This window comes from Pseudarthrobacter sp. MDT3-1 (assembly GCF_054510755.1).
The window spans coordinates 169,118-183,547 of the sequence record NZ_JBTNDX010000001.1 but is presented as its reverse complement, the minus strand read 5'-3'; the positions used below and the strand labels follow the sequence as shown (position 1 = coordinate 183,547).

At 66.5% G+C, this 14,430-nt stretch carries 12 protein-coding genes and 1 pseudogene; 11 read left to right on the top strand and 2 right to left on the bottom strand.

Translation table 11 applies throughout. The annotated features are described in order from the left end of the window. Positions 1-311: 311 nt before the first annotated feature. From ACX80X_RS00900 to ACX80X_RS00875, 6 genes and pseudogenes are all read left to right on the top strand, one after another. Positions 312-928, top strand: a pseudogene (locus ACX80X_RS00900) (FtsK/SpoIIIE domain-containing protein); the annotation flags it as partial. A 122-nt stretch (positions 929-1,050) separates the two neighbouring features. Beyond that, entirely contained in the window at positions 1,051-1,611 is a 561-nt protein-coding gene (locus ACX80X_RS00895; RefSeq protein ID WP_252599954.1) for a hypothetical protein, read from the top strand. 146 nt (positions 1,612-1,757) lie between these two features. Beyond that, complete coding sequence (gene ligA, locus ACX80X_RS00890) at positions 1,758-4,088, top strand: NAD-dependent DNA ligase LigA (RefSeq protein ID WP_308293009.1); 2,331 nt, start codon at positions 1,758-1,760, stop codon at positions 4,086-4,088. Then, positions 4,085-4,903: an inositol monophosphatase family protein gene (locus ACX80X_RS00885; RefSeq protein WP_252607851.1), complete on the top strand. Its 819-nt coding sequence runs from the start codon at positions 4,085-4,087 to the stop codon at positions 4,901-4,903. The genes ligA and ACX80X_RS00885 overlap by 4 nt, the downstream gene beginning before the upstream one ends. 26 nt (positions 4,904-4,929) lie before the next feature. Continuing rightward, positions 4,930-5,442 carry a GNAT family N-acetyltransferase gene (locus ACX80X_RS00880; protein WP_252607852.1) on the top strand — a complete coding sequence of 171 codons (513 nt, stop codon included), beginning with the start codon at positions 4,930-4,932 and terminating at the stop codon, positions 5,440-5,442. 38 nt (positions 5,443-5,480) lie between these two features. After that, the gene (locus tag ACX80X_RS00875) at positions 5,481-5,864 is read left to right on the top strand and encodes a RidA family protein (RefSeq protein WP_252613692.1); all 384 of its coding nucleotides are present in this window, start codon (positions 5,481-5,483) and stop codon (positions 5,862-5,864) included. Between the two features lie 90 nt (positions 5,865-5,954). Here ACX80X_RS00875 and ACX80X_RS00870 read toward each other — a convergent pair whose 3' ends face one another. Together ACX80X_RS00870 and ACX80X_RS00865 are read right to left on the bottom strand one after the other, a co-directional pair. Next, positions 5,955-6,617 (bottom strand): response regulator, encoded by a 663-nt coding sequence (locus ACX80X_RS00870; RefSeq protein ID WP_141139938.1) that lies wholly within the window; start codon positions 6,615-6,617, stop codon positions 5,955-5,957. Further along, entirely contained in the window at positions 6,610-8,382 is a 1,773-nt protein-coding gene (locus tag ACX80X_RS00865) for a sensor histidine kinase (RefSeq protein WP_252599958.1), read from the bottom strand. The genes ACX80X_RS00870 and ACX80X_RS00865 overlap by 8 nt, the downstream gene beginning before the upstream one ends. A 164-nt stretch (positions 8,383-8,546) precedes the next feature. Here ACX80X_RS00865 and ACX80X_RS00860 point away from each other — a divergent pair, with 164 nt between their 5' ends. From ACX80X_RS00860 to ACX80X_RS00840, 5 genes are all read left to right on the top strand, one after another. Continuing rightward, on the top strand, positions 8,547-10,049 hold the full coding sequence (locus ACX80X_RS00860) for a CitMHS family transporter (protein WP_252599959.1): 1,503 nt from the start codon (positions 8,547-8,549) through the stop codon (positions 10,047-10,049). A gap of 145 nt (positions 10,050-10,194) precedes the next feature. After that, on the top strand, positions 10,195-10,491 hold the full coding sequence (gene gatC / locus ACX80X_RS00855) for an Asp-tRNA(Asn)/Glu-tRNA(Gln) amidotransferase subunit GatC (RefSeq protein ID WP_056348187.1): 297 nt from the start codon (positions 10,195-10,197) through the stop codon (positions 10,489-10,491). A gap of 2 nt (positions 10,492-10,493) precedes the next feature. Next, positions 10,494-12,053 carry an Asp-tRNA(Asn)/Glu-tRNA(Gln) amidotransferase subunit GatA gene (gatA, locus tag ACX80X_RS00850; protein WP_252599960.1) on the top strand — a complete coding sequence of 520 codons (1,560 nt, stop codon included), beginning with the start codon at positions 10,494-10,496 and terminating at the stop codon, positions 12,051-12,053. Further along, positions 12,053-13,561, top strand: a complete 1,509-nt coding sequence (gatB, locus tag ACX80X_RS00845; RefSeq protein WP_252599961.1) for an Asp-tRNA(Asn)/Glu-tRNA(Gln) amidotransferase subunit GatB — start codon at positions 12,053-12,055, stop codon at positions 13,559-13,561. The genes gatA and gatB overlap by 1 nt, the downstream gene beginning before the upstream one ends. A gap of 193 nt (positions 13,562-13,754) precedes the next feature. Then, positions 13,755-14,375 carry a hypothetical protein gene (locus ACX80X_RS00840; protein ID WP_252599962.1) on the top strand — a complete coding sequence of 207 codons (621 nt, stop codon included), beginning with the start codon at positions 13,755-13,757 and terminating at the stop codon, positions 14,373-14,375. The last annotated feature ends 55 nt before the right edge of the window (positions 14,376-14,430 follow it).

Here is a 14,430-nt window from a genome sequence, read left to right as displayed (position 1 = left end):
TCCTGGACGACGACTCCAATTTTGCTGCCGAAGCCCCGGAAGCCGAGCCGGACATGAAGCCCGCCCCGGAACCCACATATCCTGATCAGGTCCCGGCCCACGAAATGACCGGCAGCTACGACCACCTCTGGGAACGGACTGTTGTCCGCAGCATCGAGGACGCAGCCGTCCGGGACGAACCAGAGGAAGATCACGCCGTCCCCGCGGCACCTGTTGGCGCGTCTCCGGCACCGGTCGATGCGGCACAGGCGAACGCTCCAGGACAGCCGGAGGCAGCGGCCAGCCTGGCTCCTGCACACCCCGCCCACGAACCCGCAGGTCCACCTGCCACACCGCCTGCGGCCGCAGCGGCCGCCCGGACGATCGGCGGTCTCATCGACTCGATCCCGTGGCGGACCGGCGGGACGGTGGCGCTGGTGACCCTGGCGTACGCGCTGCGCCGATCCAATCCGGACACGGAGTTGGTGTACATCGGCTCGCGCCGCTCCGCAGTAGCGTCGCTGCCGCTCTGGAACCGTTCGGTGGTGGGTGTGCCGATGACCTGGCTGAGATCATCGAGGACCTCACCGAACACTCCTCCGGGAACCCCGGGAAACTGAAGATCTTCATCGAAGGCCTGACCGAGTTCACGGATACCGTTGCGGAATCGGGCGTTTCGCAGCTCGTGTCGGCCTCCATCAAGGCCGACCAGTGGGTCATCGGGGAATCGGAAACGTCAACCTGGTCCTCCGCCTGGTCCCTGGCCCAGCCCTTCAAATCCGGACGCCGGGGCCTGCTCATCAACCCGGGGGACATCGAAGGGGACAGCCTGCTCAACACGTCGCTGGGCCGGGTCAGTCCGGAGTTCATACCTGGCCGCGGCTACATCGTGGGACGCGGCAAGGCACGGAAACTGCAGATTGCCCTGCCGCCGGAAAACAGGGGCTGAGCCGTTGCCTTCCACCGGGCCGTAAATCCAACGGATTTGCAGGCCCGTGGCGCGTTGTAGGAGACTACCGGAAACACTGTTTCGCCGCGGAAGGGGTGCCGCGCGCTGTCGAAAAGGTAACCATGATCCGATCCTCATCCGTGCTCCGCGACGTTTCAGCTGCTGCGGTGGCTGCGGTGCTGGCGCTCCTGGTTGGCCTTTCTGCGGCGGCCCCGGCGCAGGCCGACGACGGCGAACCGGCACCGGGTTTGTGCATCATTAATTGTGAGCCGGGCAATCAGAAGCCCGGGCCGACGGACACCTCAACTCCATCCCCGACGCAGACGTCGGCGGCCCCCGTGATCGAGCCCCCGCCGCCGCCGCCCGTGGCGCCAGCACCGGTACCGGTTGCCACCCTCGCCCCGGAACCGAGCGTTTCGCCGACTGAGGAATCGCCGTCGGCCGCGCCCAGCACCACCATCCCCAGCCCGCCGTCGTCCGTACCCCCGTCCACGGAATCGAACTGGAACAAGCCAGTCACCAAGTCGGCCAAGCCCACACAGGCTGCCGCCGTTTCCCGGAACGACGGCTCCGGCCTCTTCGGCGGCCCCGGCCTGCTGGCCATCATGGCGGGCGTGCTGCTGGTGGGAGTCGCCGGCCTCGCCTTCGCCTGGTGGAGCCGGAACCGCCTCGCCTCACACTGACCCTGCCAGCCCCGCCCTTCCCAACTAGGTAGCAGTAACTGTCGTTATGAGCGCTCATAACGACAGTTACTGCTACCTACATGGGGGCGTTCCATGCCCACCGGGCGTTTGGGCGCAATGTCGGGGCGGTAAGGCAAGATAGGTCTGTGAGCACAGCACCGGTCCCCGCAGAGGAAACAGCAAACAGCACTGAGGAACTAACCGAGCCGGACGCCGTCCCCGCCGGGTCAGTGCGCGAAGAATATGAGAACCTGACGGACCTGGTCAGGAAGTACCGGTTTGCGTATTACCAGGAGGACGAACCCCTGGTCTCCGACGCTGAATTCGACGAACTGTTCCGGCGCCTGGAGGAGATCGAGGCCCTGCATCCGGAGTTGGTAGCCAATGATTCGCCTACGCAGGAGGTTGGCGGGGAAGTCTCAGCCGCGTTCGCCGCCGTCGAACATCTGCAGCGGATGTATAGCCTCGAGGACGTCTTTTCCCTGGAGGAGCTGGAGGCCTGGATCACCAAAGCCGAGGCCGGCGTCAGCAAGCTGGGGGACACGGCTCAGCTCGCGTGGCTCACGGAACTGAAGATTGACGGCCTCGCAGTCAACCTGTTGTACCGCGACGGGAAACTGGTCCGGGCGGCCACCAGGGGTGACGGAACCACGGGTGAAGACATCACCCACAACGTCCTGACGATCAAGGAAATCCCGACGGAACTGACGGGCACCGGCTTTCCCCCGGAGGTGGAAATCCGGGGCGAGGTCTTTATCCCTTCCAAGGCTTTTGCGGAATTCAATGAGGCACTGATCGAAGCCGGCAAGGCGCCGCTGGCCAACCCCAGGAATGCCGCCGCCGGTTCGATCAGGCAAAAGGATCCGGCGGAAACCGCCAAGCGTCCGTTGCGGATGTTTGTCCATGGCATTGGTGCGCGCGAAGGGCTGGAAACCCTGAGCCAGTCCCAGACCTACGCCGTGCTGGAACAATGGGGCCTTCCCGTCAGTCCGTACTTCGAGGTTCTCGGGGGCCTGCCGGAGATCCTTGCCTTCATCAAGCGCTATGGCGAACAACGGCACAACCTTATGCATGAAATCGACGGCATTGTGGTCAAGGTTGACGATCTCGCCACCCAGCGTGCCTTGGGCTACACCACCCGGGTGCCGCGTTGGGCCGTGGCCTATAAATACCCGCCGGAGGAAGTCCACACCAAACTGCTGGACATTGCAGTCAACGTCGGACGCACCGGACGCGTCACCCCGTACGGCATCATGACGCCCGTCAAGGTGGCCGGGTCCACCGTGGAGATGGCCACGCTCCACAACCAGGATGTGGTCAAGGCCAAGGGTGTGAAGATCGGCGACATCGTTGTCCTGCGGAAGGCCGGGGACGTCATTCCGGAAATTGTGGGGCCGGTGCTCGCCCTGCGCGACCAGCAGAAACCGCCGGTGCGGGACTTCGTGATGCCCACCGAATGCCCTGCCTGCGGCACACCGCTGGCACCGGCCAAGGAAGGGGACGTGGACATCCGCTGCCCCAACGCCCGCTCCTGCCCGGCGCAGCTTCGGGAGCGCGTCTTCCATCTGGCCGGGCGCGGCGGCTTCGATATCGAGGCCCTGGGCTGGGAGGCAGCCATCGCGCTGACCTCCGGACCGGGTGCGGATCCAGCCACCAACGGCGGAAGGGTGGAACCGGCCGGCGACGGCATCCTGACCAGTGAGTCCGCACTGTTTGAACTGGCTGCGGATTCCGGACTGGACGAGCTGCGGAACAAACTGGCAGGCGTGTTGGTCTGGCGGGAGAAGCGCGACAAGGGCGTGGGCACGGGTACGTGGGACCTGGTCCCGTACTTCTGGACAAAGGCAACGGCCAAGACGCCATCCAAGCCCACGGCAACCACGAACAAGCTGTTCGACGAACTGACCAAAGCCAAGACGCAGCCGCTGTGGCGGGTGCTCGTTGCCCTGTCCATCCGGCACGTTGGCCCCCGCGCCTCACGCGCCCTGGCCACCGCGTTCGGCACCATGGACGGCATCCGGAACGCCTCCGAGGAGGACCTGGCCCATGTGGACGGCGTGGGGCCCACCATCGCGGCCGCGCTGAAGGAATGGTTCGCCGAGGACTGGCACGTGGAAATCGTTGACCGCTGGGCCGCGGCCGGGGTCCGCATGGCGGATGAGCGCGACGAATCCACGCCGCGCACGCTGGAAGGTCTGACCATTGTGGTTACCGGCTCCCTGCCGAACTTCAGCCGGGACGAGGCCAAGGAAGCCATCCTCATCAGGGGCGGCAAAGCGGCCGGTTCGGTCTCCAAAAACACCAGCTACGTCGTCGCCGGCGAAAGCGCAGGCACCAAACTGGACAAAGCCGAACAGCTCGGAATTCCGGTCCTGGACGAGGACGGCTTCCGGGAGCTCCTTGCGAACGGCCCGGCCCCCGCTGCCGAAGCCACGCCCATACCAACGCCCACAGAATCAGAAGAGGCAGCCGAATGAGCCATCCGGATCTCAACACCGAACTGCTTGCGGTGGCCCGGCAAGCAGCCGCCGCCGGCGCCGCCGTGCTGGCTTCCCGCAATGGCGAGACGCTTGACGTCAGCAACAAGGGCGACGCCGGCGACTGGGTTACGGCCTTTGATGTCGCCGCGGAGAATGCCGTCCGGGATGCCATCACGGCCGCCCGTCCACAGGACACCATCACGGGGGAGGAGCATGGGACCACCCGGCCCGCTGCACCCACCGGCTACCGCTGGTCCATCGACCCGCTGGACGGTACCACCAACTTCATCCGGAACATCGTCTACTACGCCACCTCCGTGGCAGTGGCGGATGCCGACGGCGTCTGGCTGGCCGGCGTCGTCAACGCCCCGGCGCTGGGCCGCGTCTACTACGCTGCCCGCGGCCAGGGTGCGTGGCTGGAAGAAGGCGGCCGGGTGACCCAGCTCCAGGGCCCGGCGCCGGACCGCGCCGGGCAGATCCTCGCCACCGGCTTCAGTTACGACCCCGCCATCCGCGCCGAGCAGGCTGCGCTGCTGGGCAGCCTGATGGATGGATTTGCCGACGTCCGGCGGCTGGGCTCTGCAGCGCTGGATCTCTGCATGGTGGCTGACGGGACCCACGACGCCTACGGCGAACGCGGGCTCAACGAACATGACTTCTCCGCCGGTGCGTTGATTGCCGAGGAAGCCGGTTGCTGGGTCCGGCGTCCCCGGCTGGCCAGTCCGCTGGACGGCGGACCCGCCGACGAGGACAGGCTGGCCGCCTGGACCTGCGCCGGGACCTTGGCCCTGTCCGGCAAGTTTCCGCTGTGACGGTGCTGCCCCACTAACATTGTCAGGTGCAATCGCAAATAACCATCCGACCGGCCGTTGAGGCAGACTTCCAGGCCATCGCCACGATCACCGTGGACTCGTACCTGGCAGCAGGGTATTTCGACAGCGCGGACCATCCCTATATGCAGCAGATCCAGGATGTTGCCGCACGTGCGGCAAAGGCCACGATCTGGGTTGCCGAGCGGGACCGGCAGGTGGTGGGTTCCGTGACGCTGGCACTGGCAGGTGAACCGTTCGCCGACATCGCCCTGCCGGATGAGCTGGAGTTCCGGATGCTGGTGGTGGATCCGGCGGTGCAGCGCAGCGGCGCAGGCAAGGCCATGGTGGAAGCCATCATTGAGCATGCGAAATCGCTGGAGGGCATCACGGGCGTGGCCCTCACCACCGGCGGGACCTGGGAGAGCGCCCATGGCCTCTACCGGAAGACAGGCTTCAAACGAGTCCCCGAGCGTGACTGGCTGATTCCGGGCACCGACATAAAGCTGCTGGTTTACCGGCTTGACATCCAGCCAACCTAAAGTGGTGCCGACTCGTTTTCGGCACTGAAAGGCCCACCATGCGCAAAATATTCGGCACCGGCTCCGTCTGGGAGCAGACCCTCGGCTACTCCCGTGCCGTCCAGGTGGACAACACGCTCTATATTTCCGCCACGGCCGCCAGCGGCGAGGACGGCATTGTGGACGAGGACTTCTACACGCAGACCCAATACATCCTGCAGAAGCTCGGCGCGGTCCTGGCCGATGCCGGCTTCAGCTTCGAAGACGTGGTCCAGTCCAAGCTGTACCTGACGGACATCAGCAAATGGGAAGAAGCTGGCCGCGCCCACGGCGAAGTCTTCGGCGAGATCCGCCCCACGCTGGCCCTCGTGCACGTCCTGCCGTTCCTTGACCCGAAGATGCTCGTCGAAATCGAGCTCGTGGCCCAGAAGAGCGCCAGCTAGCGCATCCGCCCGCACCCCCGCGCGCGAACGGACACTTGGGGCCCTGGATTCCGGGCCCCAAGTGTCCGTTCGCGCTCAAGGGGTGGGGCCTCAGGCCGGCGGGAGGCTGTAGCGGTGTTCCGGGCGTCCGGTGGTTCCGTAGCGCAGTTGGATGTCGACGGCGCCGTCGTCGGCCAGCGAGGACAGGTACCTTTGCGCCGTGGCCCGGGAAACCCCCACGCGGGTGGCCACTTCCACCGCCGAATACTGTTCGCCGGCAACCAGCGATTCCAACACCGCGGCCTCGGTGGCGGAGCGGGGTTTGGCCGCCGGCGTCACGTCCCCCGGGATCAGCGCCCGTTTGGCCCGCTCCACGGACCCCTGGTCCAGGGCCCCGGGCTGGCCCAGCAGCCTGCGGTACCGGGCATACGAACGTAGCTGCTGCGAGAGCGACTCGGCCGTAAAGGGCTTCAACAGGTACCCGAGGGCGCCGCGGCGGAACGCTTTCCGCAGCGACTCGGCGTCCGATGCGGCACTGAGGATCATGGTGTCCACGTCCAGCTGCTGCAGCAGGTCGAGGCCTGAGGCATCCGGCAGGTAGACATCCAGCAGCACCAGGTCCGGGCGGAGGCTGTGGATCGCCTGCAGCGCCAGGGACGCCGACCCCACCGGCGCCAGCGCCAGGAATCCCGCCACCGAATCCACATACGTTGCGTGCAGCTTGGCCACGTGGAAATCGTCGTCCACAATCAGCACCCTGAAATCCTCAGGCATCATTGTCCTTTCCAGCTGAATCCTGGGTCCCCGCAGGTGTCCCGGCGGTGGTCCCGGCCGTTGTGCGTGGCAGGGAAGCCATAAACACGGCACCGGGTCCGCCCGGTGTCCCCGGCTCCAGCAGGCGGACGTCCCCGCCGCGGCGCCGGGCCAGCTTCCGGGCCAGGGCCAGGCCCAGCCCCTGCCCGCCACTCCGCCCGCCACTCCTTCCACCGGCAGCCGCCGGAGCCGGCACTACTGGGCCAGCCGCCGTCGTAAATCCCTCGGCGAAGACCGCTTCCGCGTCCGTCCCGGCGGCCAGCCCGTCGCCGGAATCGGCGACGACGATGTGCAGCGTCCCGCCGTCGTCGTGCGGTTCATCCAGCACCTCCAGCTCCACCCAGCGGTCCGGGGAGGAGCCGGCGACGGCGGCGTTCACCGCGTTGTCGATCAGGTTGCCCAGTACGGTGGTCACGTCCTGCGGCTCGGTGACCTGGCCGCGGACCAGGGTTTCGGGGCCGATCCGCAGCGTCACGTCGCGCTCGTCGGCCTCCACACCTTTGGCACCCACAAAGGCCTGCAGGTAGGGGTCCTGCAACAGTTCCGCCTGGTCCACCGGGAACTTCAGCGGCCCCGTGGCGGCCAGCCCGGCCAGGTACTCGCGGGCCTGTTGGTGTTGCCCGATGCTCATGAGGCCGGTGATGGTGTGCAGCTGGTTGGCGAATTCGTGGCGCTGGGCGCGCAGGGCCGTGGACATGGTGCCCACGGCGTCGAGTTGCCGGGTGAGCTGCTGGAGTTCGGTGCGGTCCCGGAGCATCACCACCCAGCCCAGGTCCTCGCTTCGATGCAGGGCCTTGCGCGCGCTGGCCACCAGGACACTGCCGCCGGCTACCAGTTCGATGGCGTCCGCCTCCGCAGCGTCCGGCCGGGTCAACGCCCTGAGCTGCTCGGGCACAGGAGCTTTGGCCCACGGCGTCCCGGAAAGGTCCGGCTGCTCCAAAAGGCGCTGCGCGGCTGCGTTGAACACGCTGATCCTGCCGTCGGCCGAAACGCCGATGACGCCGTCGTCCACGCCCTGCAGCACAGCCACCTGGTCGTGGACCAGCGTGCTGATTTCCTCGGGCTCCAGCCCCAGCGTTAGACGCTGGAGCCGGCGCCGCAGCAGGAACGAGGCCAGCACGCCAGCCAACAGCGCACCTGCGGCGGTCAGCCCCACCGGGCCGATGTCGCGCGCAACGCTTTGGCCCACGCTCTCCATGGAGTACCCAACGCTGACCTCGCCCACGACGGTGCCCGTGCCAGTGCCGGGTGCGTAAACAGGAACCTTGGCGCCGGCAGACGGGCCCAGTGTCCCGGTGTTCCTGGTGGTGACCTCCTGGCCGGCGAGGGCCTCGGACGGGTCGGTGCTGACTTTCTCGCCCAGCCGGTCCGGATCCGGGTGCGCCAGGCGCAGGCCGGTTTCGTCGGTGATCACCACAAACAGTGCCCCGGTCCGGGTCCGGATCGCCTCGGCGGCTGCCATCAGCGGGCCGCCGCGGAGCACGGCAGGCGGGGGAGTGCCCGCGCCCGCGCTGATGGCCAGCACGTCAGCCTGCACGGAGGGATCCGCGGCGACGGCGCGGGCCAGCGTCAGGGCCTGGTTTTCCGCCTCGCGGCCCACCCGGTCGTAGGTCAGCCAGGCGTGGACGGCGGCGCTGAGCAGCACCACCAGCAGGACCACGCCCAGCTGAAGGAGGAGGGTCTGCGTGGAGAACCGCAAAGGCGGTGTGCGTGCAGAACGTGGCATGGTCCTCCCTTCCTCGGGCCCGGGTGTGAGCACAATGCGCAAAATGCTCGGAATAAGCAGTATGCCAATCAATTGAACCAAAGGCACGGCCGTGACGCCCGCCACCCTAATGTCTGTAGCACGCGTCACACTGCGGTGGCGTTGTTCACAAGAAGGAGCCGGCCGTGCTGGTATTACTTGGATTCGCAATGATCGCGGTATTCATGGTGCTGATCATGACGAAGAAGTTGACGCCAGTACTGGCGCTGATCATCGTCCCCACCGTTTTTGGCCTCTTCGCAGGCGCCGGACTGGGCATTGGGGACATGGTCCTGGAGTCAATGAAGTCCATGACGTCCACGGCGGCACTCCTGATGTTCGCCATCATCTACTTCGGCCTGATGATCGACGTCGGGCTGTTCGACCCGCTGGTGAAGTTCATCCTCCGCAAGCTCGGCAATGACCCCGCCAAGGTGGTGCTCGGCACCGCGATCCTGGCGGCCGCAGTCTCCCTGGACGGCGACGGCTCCACGACCTTCATCCTCACCACCGCCGCCATGCTGCCGGTCTACCTGCGCCTGAAGATGAGCCCTGTTGTCCTCACGTGCGTGGCCGGCCTGGCCAACGGCACCATGAACATCCTGCCGTGGGGCGGTCCTACTGCCCGCGCCGCCACCGCGCTCCACCTGGACGTCAACGACGTTTTTGTCCCGATGATCCCGTCCCTCATCGCCGGCCTGGTAGTGGTCTTCGGCTTCGCCTGGCTCCTGGGCCTGCAGGAACGCAACCGCCTCCGCGCCACTGAACCGGAAATCTGGGGAACGCCGGACACGGCAGAGCCGTTCACTGCCGAAAAGTTCGACGGCGGCGCTTCCGACGGCGGCACCGCCGCTGCCTCCGCCGGTACCGGCCGCAGTGGGTCACGTACCCCCGGAACCGGAAGTCCCGCCGTCGGCGGCTACTCTCCGGAAGGTTCGTCAGTGGCTGTCCTGGAACGCACCGAAACGCTGGTGGACGAACAGGACGGCGGGCTGGCCGACACCGCCCTGGACCCCAACCGCTCCACGCTCCGCCCGAAACTGTTCTGGTTCAACCTTGGCCTGACGGTCGCCGTGATGGTGATGCTCGTGGCCGATCTCGTCCCGCTGCCGTTCGTCTTTATGGTCGGGTCGGCCATCGCGCTGGTCGTGAACTTCCCCAACGTCAAGGAACAGGGCGCGCAGCTCGTGGCCCACTCCTCGTCCATCGTGGCCGTGGTGAGCATGGTGATGGCGGCCGCAGTCCTGACCGGTGTCCTGACCGGCACCGGAATGGTGGAGGCCATGTCCGCGTGGCTGGTCCAGATCATCCCGACCGAAATGGGACCGTTCCTGGCCGTCATCACCGGCGTCCTCAGCATCCCCATGACGTTCTTCATGAGCAACGACGCCTTCTACTTCGGCGTCCTGCCCGTGCTCAGCGAGACCGCCGCACACTACGGGATCAGCGCCGCGGAGATGGCGCGTGCCTCCATCACCGGCCAGCCCTTCCACCTGCAGAGCCCGCTGGTTCCGGCCATCCTGCTGCTGGTTTCGCTGGCCAAGGTGGACCTCGGCGACCACCACAAAAAGGTCCTGTGGCGCACCGCAGTGGTTTCCCTCGTCATGTTGGGTGCGGGAATGCTGACGGGAGCCATCGGGATCGGTTAGTCTGTAGCTGCCTGTGGCCGGTCCCCGTGACCGGGACCACGGCACCGAGGTGCCCGTCTGACGCCCGCTGGGGGTCGTCAGACGGGCACTGACGTTTCCCCACTAGACTGGTTCGGAAAACAATCCGAACTTGCAGGGGAGATCCATGGCTGCGATCAACCGTGACGATGTTGCGCACCTCGCGCAGCTCGCTCACATCGAGATGAGTGCTGAAGAGCTGGACAGGATGGCCGGCGAACTCGCCGTCATCGTTGATTCAGTGAAGTCCGTGAGTGAAGCCGCCGGTGATGACGTCCCGGCAACCTCCCACCCGATCCCGCTGACCAACGTGTTCCGCGAGGACGTTGTGGGCCACACTTTCACCGCGGAGCAGGCACTCTCGGGGGCTCCGGATTCCGATGAGAACCGCTTCAAGGTCCCGGCAATCCTGGATGAGGCATAACCATGACTGACACCAACGAACTCATCCGCCTGTCCGCCGCGCAGCTGGCCGGCATGCTGGCCGCGGGCGAGGTCACCTCCGTCGAGGTCACGCAGGCGTACCTGGACCGGATCGCAGCTGTCGACGGCGGCGAACGCGGCGTGAACGCGTTCCTGCACGTCAACACGGAGGAAGCGCTCGCCGTCGCCGCCGAGGTGGACGCCATCCGCGCCGCCGGCGGTGCCGCGGCCGAGGAACTCCACGTACTCGCCGGCGTGCCGATCGCGGTCAAGGACCTCATCGTCACCATCGGCCAGCCCACCACGGCAGGCTCCAAGATCCTCGAGGGCTGGCACAGCCCCTATGACGCCACGGTGGTCAAGCGCCTCCGTGCCGCCAAAATGCCCATCCTGGGCAAGACCAACCTGGACGAATTCGCCATGGGGTCCTCCACCGAGCACTCCGCCTACGGCCCCACCCGCAACCCATGGGACCTGGACCGGATCCCCGGGGGCTCCGGCGGCGGTTCGGCCGCGGCCGTTGCTGCTTTTGAGGCCCCGCTGGCGCTCGGCACGGACACCGGCGGGTCCATCCGCCAGCCCGGCGCCGTCACCGGCACCGTGGGAGTCAAGCCCACCTACGGCGGCGTTTCCCGCTACGGTGCCATCGCGATGGCTTCCTCGCTGGACCAGATCGGCCCGGTTTCCCGCACCGTCCTGGACTCGGCGCTGCTGCACCAGGTCATCGGCGGGCATGATCCCTTTGACTCCACGTCCCTGCCCGACCCCCTGGCAGACCTCGTCGCCGCTGCCCGCGTGGGCAACGTCGAAGGCATGCGGATCGGCATCATCAAGGAACTCCACGGCGAGGGCTACCAGGCCGGCGTCGAGAACCGCTTCAACGAATCCCTGGAACTGCTGAAGCAGGCCGGCGCGGAAATTGTTGAGGTGTCCTGCCCCAACTTCCAGTACGCCCTCGGCGCCTACTACCTGATCATGCCGTCCGAAGCCTCCTCCAACCTGGCAAAGTTCGACGGCGTCCGGTACGGCCTGCGCGTCCTGCCCAAGGACGGGCCCATGACCATCGAACGCGTTATGGGAGCCACGCGCGCCGCCGGCTTCGGCGACGAAGTCAAGCGCCGCATCATCCTGGGTACCTACGCGCTGAGCGCCGGCTACTACGACGCGTACTACGGGTCTGCCCAGAAGGTCCGCACCTTGGTGCAGCGTGACTTCGAGGCCGCGTTCGCGCAGGCCGACGTCCTGATCTCCCCCACGGCGCCCACCACGGCGTTCAAGCTTGGGGAGAAACTGAATGATCCGCTGGCGATGTACCTCAATGACGTCGCCACCATCCCCGCCAACCTGGCAGGCGTGCCCGGGCTGACCCTGCCCGGCGGCCTGGCAGACGAGGACGGCCTTCCCGTCGGCATCCAGCTGCTGGCTCCGGCCCGCGAGGATGCCCGGCTCTACCGGGTAGGCGCGGTCCTGGAATCCCTGCTTGAGGCACAGTGGGGCGGCCCGCTCCTGGATAAGGCCCCTGCGTTGGTCGAGACCCTTGTAGCAGCCAAGGAGGCAAAATAATGAGCACTGACGCAACCCTGAGCTTCGAAGAGGCCATGGAGAAGTACGATCCCGTCCTGGGTTTTGAGGTCCACGTGGAACTCAACACCAAGTCCAAGATGTTCTCCTCCGCGCCCAACGTCTTCGGCGATGAGCCGAACACCAACGTCAACGAGGTGGACCTGGGCATGCCCGGCGTGCTGCCGGTAGTGAACAGGGTCGCGATCGAGTCCTCGATCAAGATCGGCCTTGCCCTGAACTGCAAGATCGCTGAATCCTGCACGTTCGCCCGGAAGCAGTACTTCTATCCGGACACTCCTAAAAACTTCCAGACGTCACAGTACGAGGACCCCATCGCGTACGACGGCTACCTGGACATCGAACTCTCGGACGGGACCATCTTCCGCGTGGAGATCGAGCGCGCCCACATGGAAGAGGACGCCGGCAAGCTCACGCACATGGGCGGGGCCGCCGGCCGCATCCAGGGTGCCGACTTCTCGCTGGTGGACTACAACCGCTCCGGCGTTCCGCTGGTGGAGATTGTCACCAAGCCCATCGAGGGTGCGGGTTCCCGAGCCCCGGAGCTGGCCAAGGCCTACGTGGCCGCGGTCCGGGAGATCGTCAAGAACCTTGGTGTGTCGGACGCGAAGATGGAACGCGGCAACGTACGCTGCGACGCGAACGTTTCGCTGCGCCCGCACGGCCGCGAACGCTTCGGCATCCGCTCCGAAACGAAGAACGTCAACTCGCTGCGCGCCGTCGAACACGCCGTCCGCTACGAGATCCAGCGGCACGCAGCCGTTCTGGATGCCGGCAACCCGATCATCCAGGAAACCCGCCACTGGCACGAGGACACGCGCACCACCACCTCGGGCCGGCCCAAGTCGGACGCCGATGACTACCGCTACTTCCCGGAGCCCGACCTGGTTCCGATCGTCGCCTCCCGCGAATGGGTGGAGGAACTCCGCGCCACGCTGCCCGAGCCGCCGGCGGCCCGCCGCAAGCGGCTGCAGTCGGACTGGGGCTACTCGGACCTGGAATTCCGCGACGTCGTCAACGCCGGCGTTATGGATGAGATCGAGGAAACCATCGCTGCCGGCGCCACAGCCACCGTCGCCCGTAAGTGGTGGATGGGCGAGATCGTTGGCCGCGCCAAGAACGCCGACGTCGATCCCGGCCAGCTGGGCGTCCAGCCCGCCACTATCGTGGAGCTGAACCGGATGGTCGAGGACGGCAAGATCAACAACAAGATGGCCACCGAAGTACTGGACGGCGTGCTCGCCGGTGAAGGCACCCCGGCGGAGATCGTGGAGAAGCGCGGCCTCGCCGTAGTTTCCGACGACGGCCCCCTCCTGGAAGCCATCGATGCAGCCCTCGCCGCGCAGCCTGACGTCGCGGACAAGATTCGCGCCGGCAAACTCCAGGCGATCGGCGCGATCGTCGGCGGCGTTATGAAGGCCACCCGAGGCCAGGCCGACGCCGGCCGCGTCAAGGAGCTGATCCTCTCGAAGCTCGGCGTCGAGGGCTAAGCCACCTGATTTAACCCATCGGGGTCGCAGTAGATGTCGTTATGAGCGCTCATAACGACATCTACTGCGACCCAGTTTGGCGTTCAAGTACTCGCATCCGCGCGAAAAAGTACCCGTGTTCAGCGGGGCTTGCCGGTTCTACACTGAAGATCCAGGGCGCCGGAGCCCTGCCCGTGCTGTGGGAGGAATGGCCATGTCGGTCCAAGAATCTTTGAGAATCCGCAAGGCGCTGCTGGCCGGCGTGGTGGCGTTGGCGCTGACAGGCACAGGAGTCGCCATCGCCTGGTCCGCTACAGACACGCCGTCGCCGTCAGCCTCCGAACCGGGGAAATCGGACAAGGCTAAAGGCCAGGAGAAGCCGGCCAAGGCCCAGCGCCCGCAGCACCTGCACAGTGAAAGTGTGGTGAAGAAGGCGGACGGGACGTTCGAAACCGTGCTGACCCAGCAGGGCACCGTGGAGGCCGTCAGCGAAACCTCGCTCACCGTCAAGAGCGAGGACGGCTTCACCCAGACCTACGCCGTCAACGCAGAGACCAGGATCATCAAGTTCCCTGCCCCGGCCGCGGACGGTTCCCCGGCAACGGGCGACGACGGCAAACGGCTGAAGCGGTCAGAGGTCACCATCGCGGAAATCGCCACGGGTGAGGCCGTCAGGGTCTCCGGCGTGAAGAACGGTGACAACGCCACCGCCCGGCAGATCGTGGAGGGCGCCGGCACCGGTCCGGGCCTGGGCATCGGAAAAGGAATGGGCAAGGGGCACGGCCACGGGCTGGGCAAGGGCCTCGGCCACGCCAAGCGGCTTGCCACCAAGTGAGTAGCGCCAACTGTCGTTCTGAGCCCTGAAAACGACAGTTAGTGCTACTCAGTTG

What these genes read in the sequence shown, in the direction of transcription:
- ACX80X_RS00895 (WP_252599954.1), top strand. Translation starts at nt 1,051, where the DNA reads ATGATCCGATCCTCATCCGTGCTCCGCGACGTTTCAGCTGCTGCGGTG.
- ACX80X_RS00885 (WP_252607851.1), top strand. Translation starts at nt 4,085, where the DNA reads ATGAGCCATCCGGATCTCAACACCGAACTGCTTGCGGTGGCCCGGCAA.
- ACX80X_RS00875 (WP_252613692.1), top strand. Translation starts at nt 5,481, where the DNA reads ATGCGCAAAATATTCGGCACCGGCTCCGTCTGGGAGCAGACCCTCGGC.
- ACX80X_RS00870 (WP_141139938.1), bottom strand. Translation starts at nt 6,617, where the DNA reads ATGCCTGAGGATTTCAGGGTGCTGATTGTGGACGACGATTTCCACGTG.
- ACX80X_RS00865 (WP_252599958.1), bottom strand. Translation starts at nt 8,382, where the DNA reads ATGCCACGTTCTGCACGCACACCGCCTTTGCGGTTCTCCACGCAGACC.
- gatC (WP_056348187.1), top strand. Translation starts at nt 10,195, where the DNA reads ATGGCTGCGATCAACCGTGACGATGTTGCGCACCTCGCGCAGCTCGCT.
- gatA (WP_252599960.1), top strand. Translation starts at nt 10,494, where the DNA reads ATGACTGACACCAACGAACTCATCCGCCTGTCCGCCGCGCAGCTGGCC.
- gatB (WP_252599961.1), top strand. Translation starts at nt 12,053, where the DNA reads ATGAGCACTGACGCAACCCTGAGCTTCGAAGAGGCCATGGAGAAGTAC.
- ACX80X_RS00840 (WP_252599962.1), top strand. Translation starts at nt 13,755, where the DNA reads ATGTCGGTCCAAGAATCTTTGAGAATCCGCAAGGCGCTGCTGGCCGGC.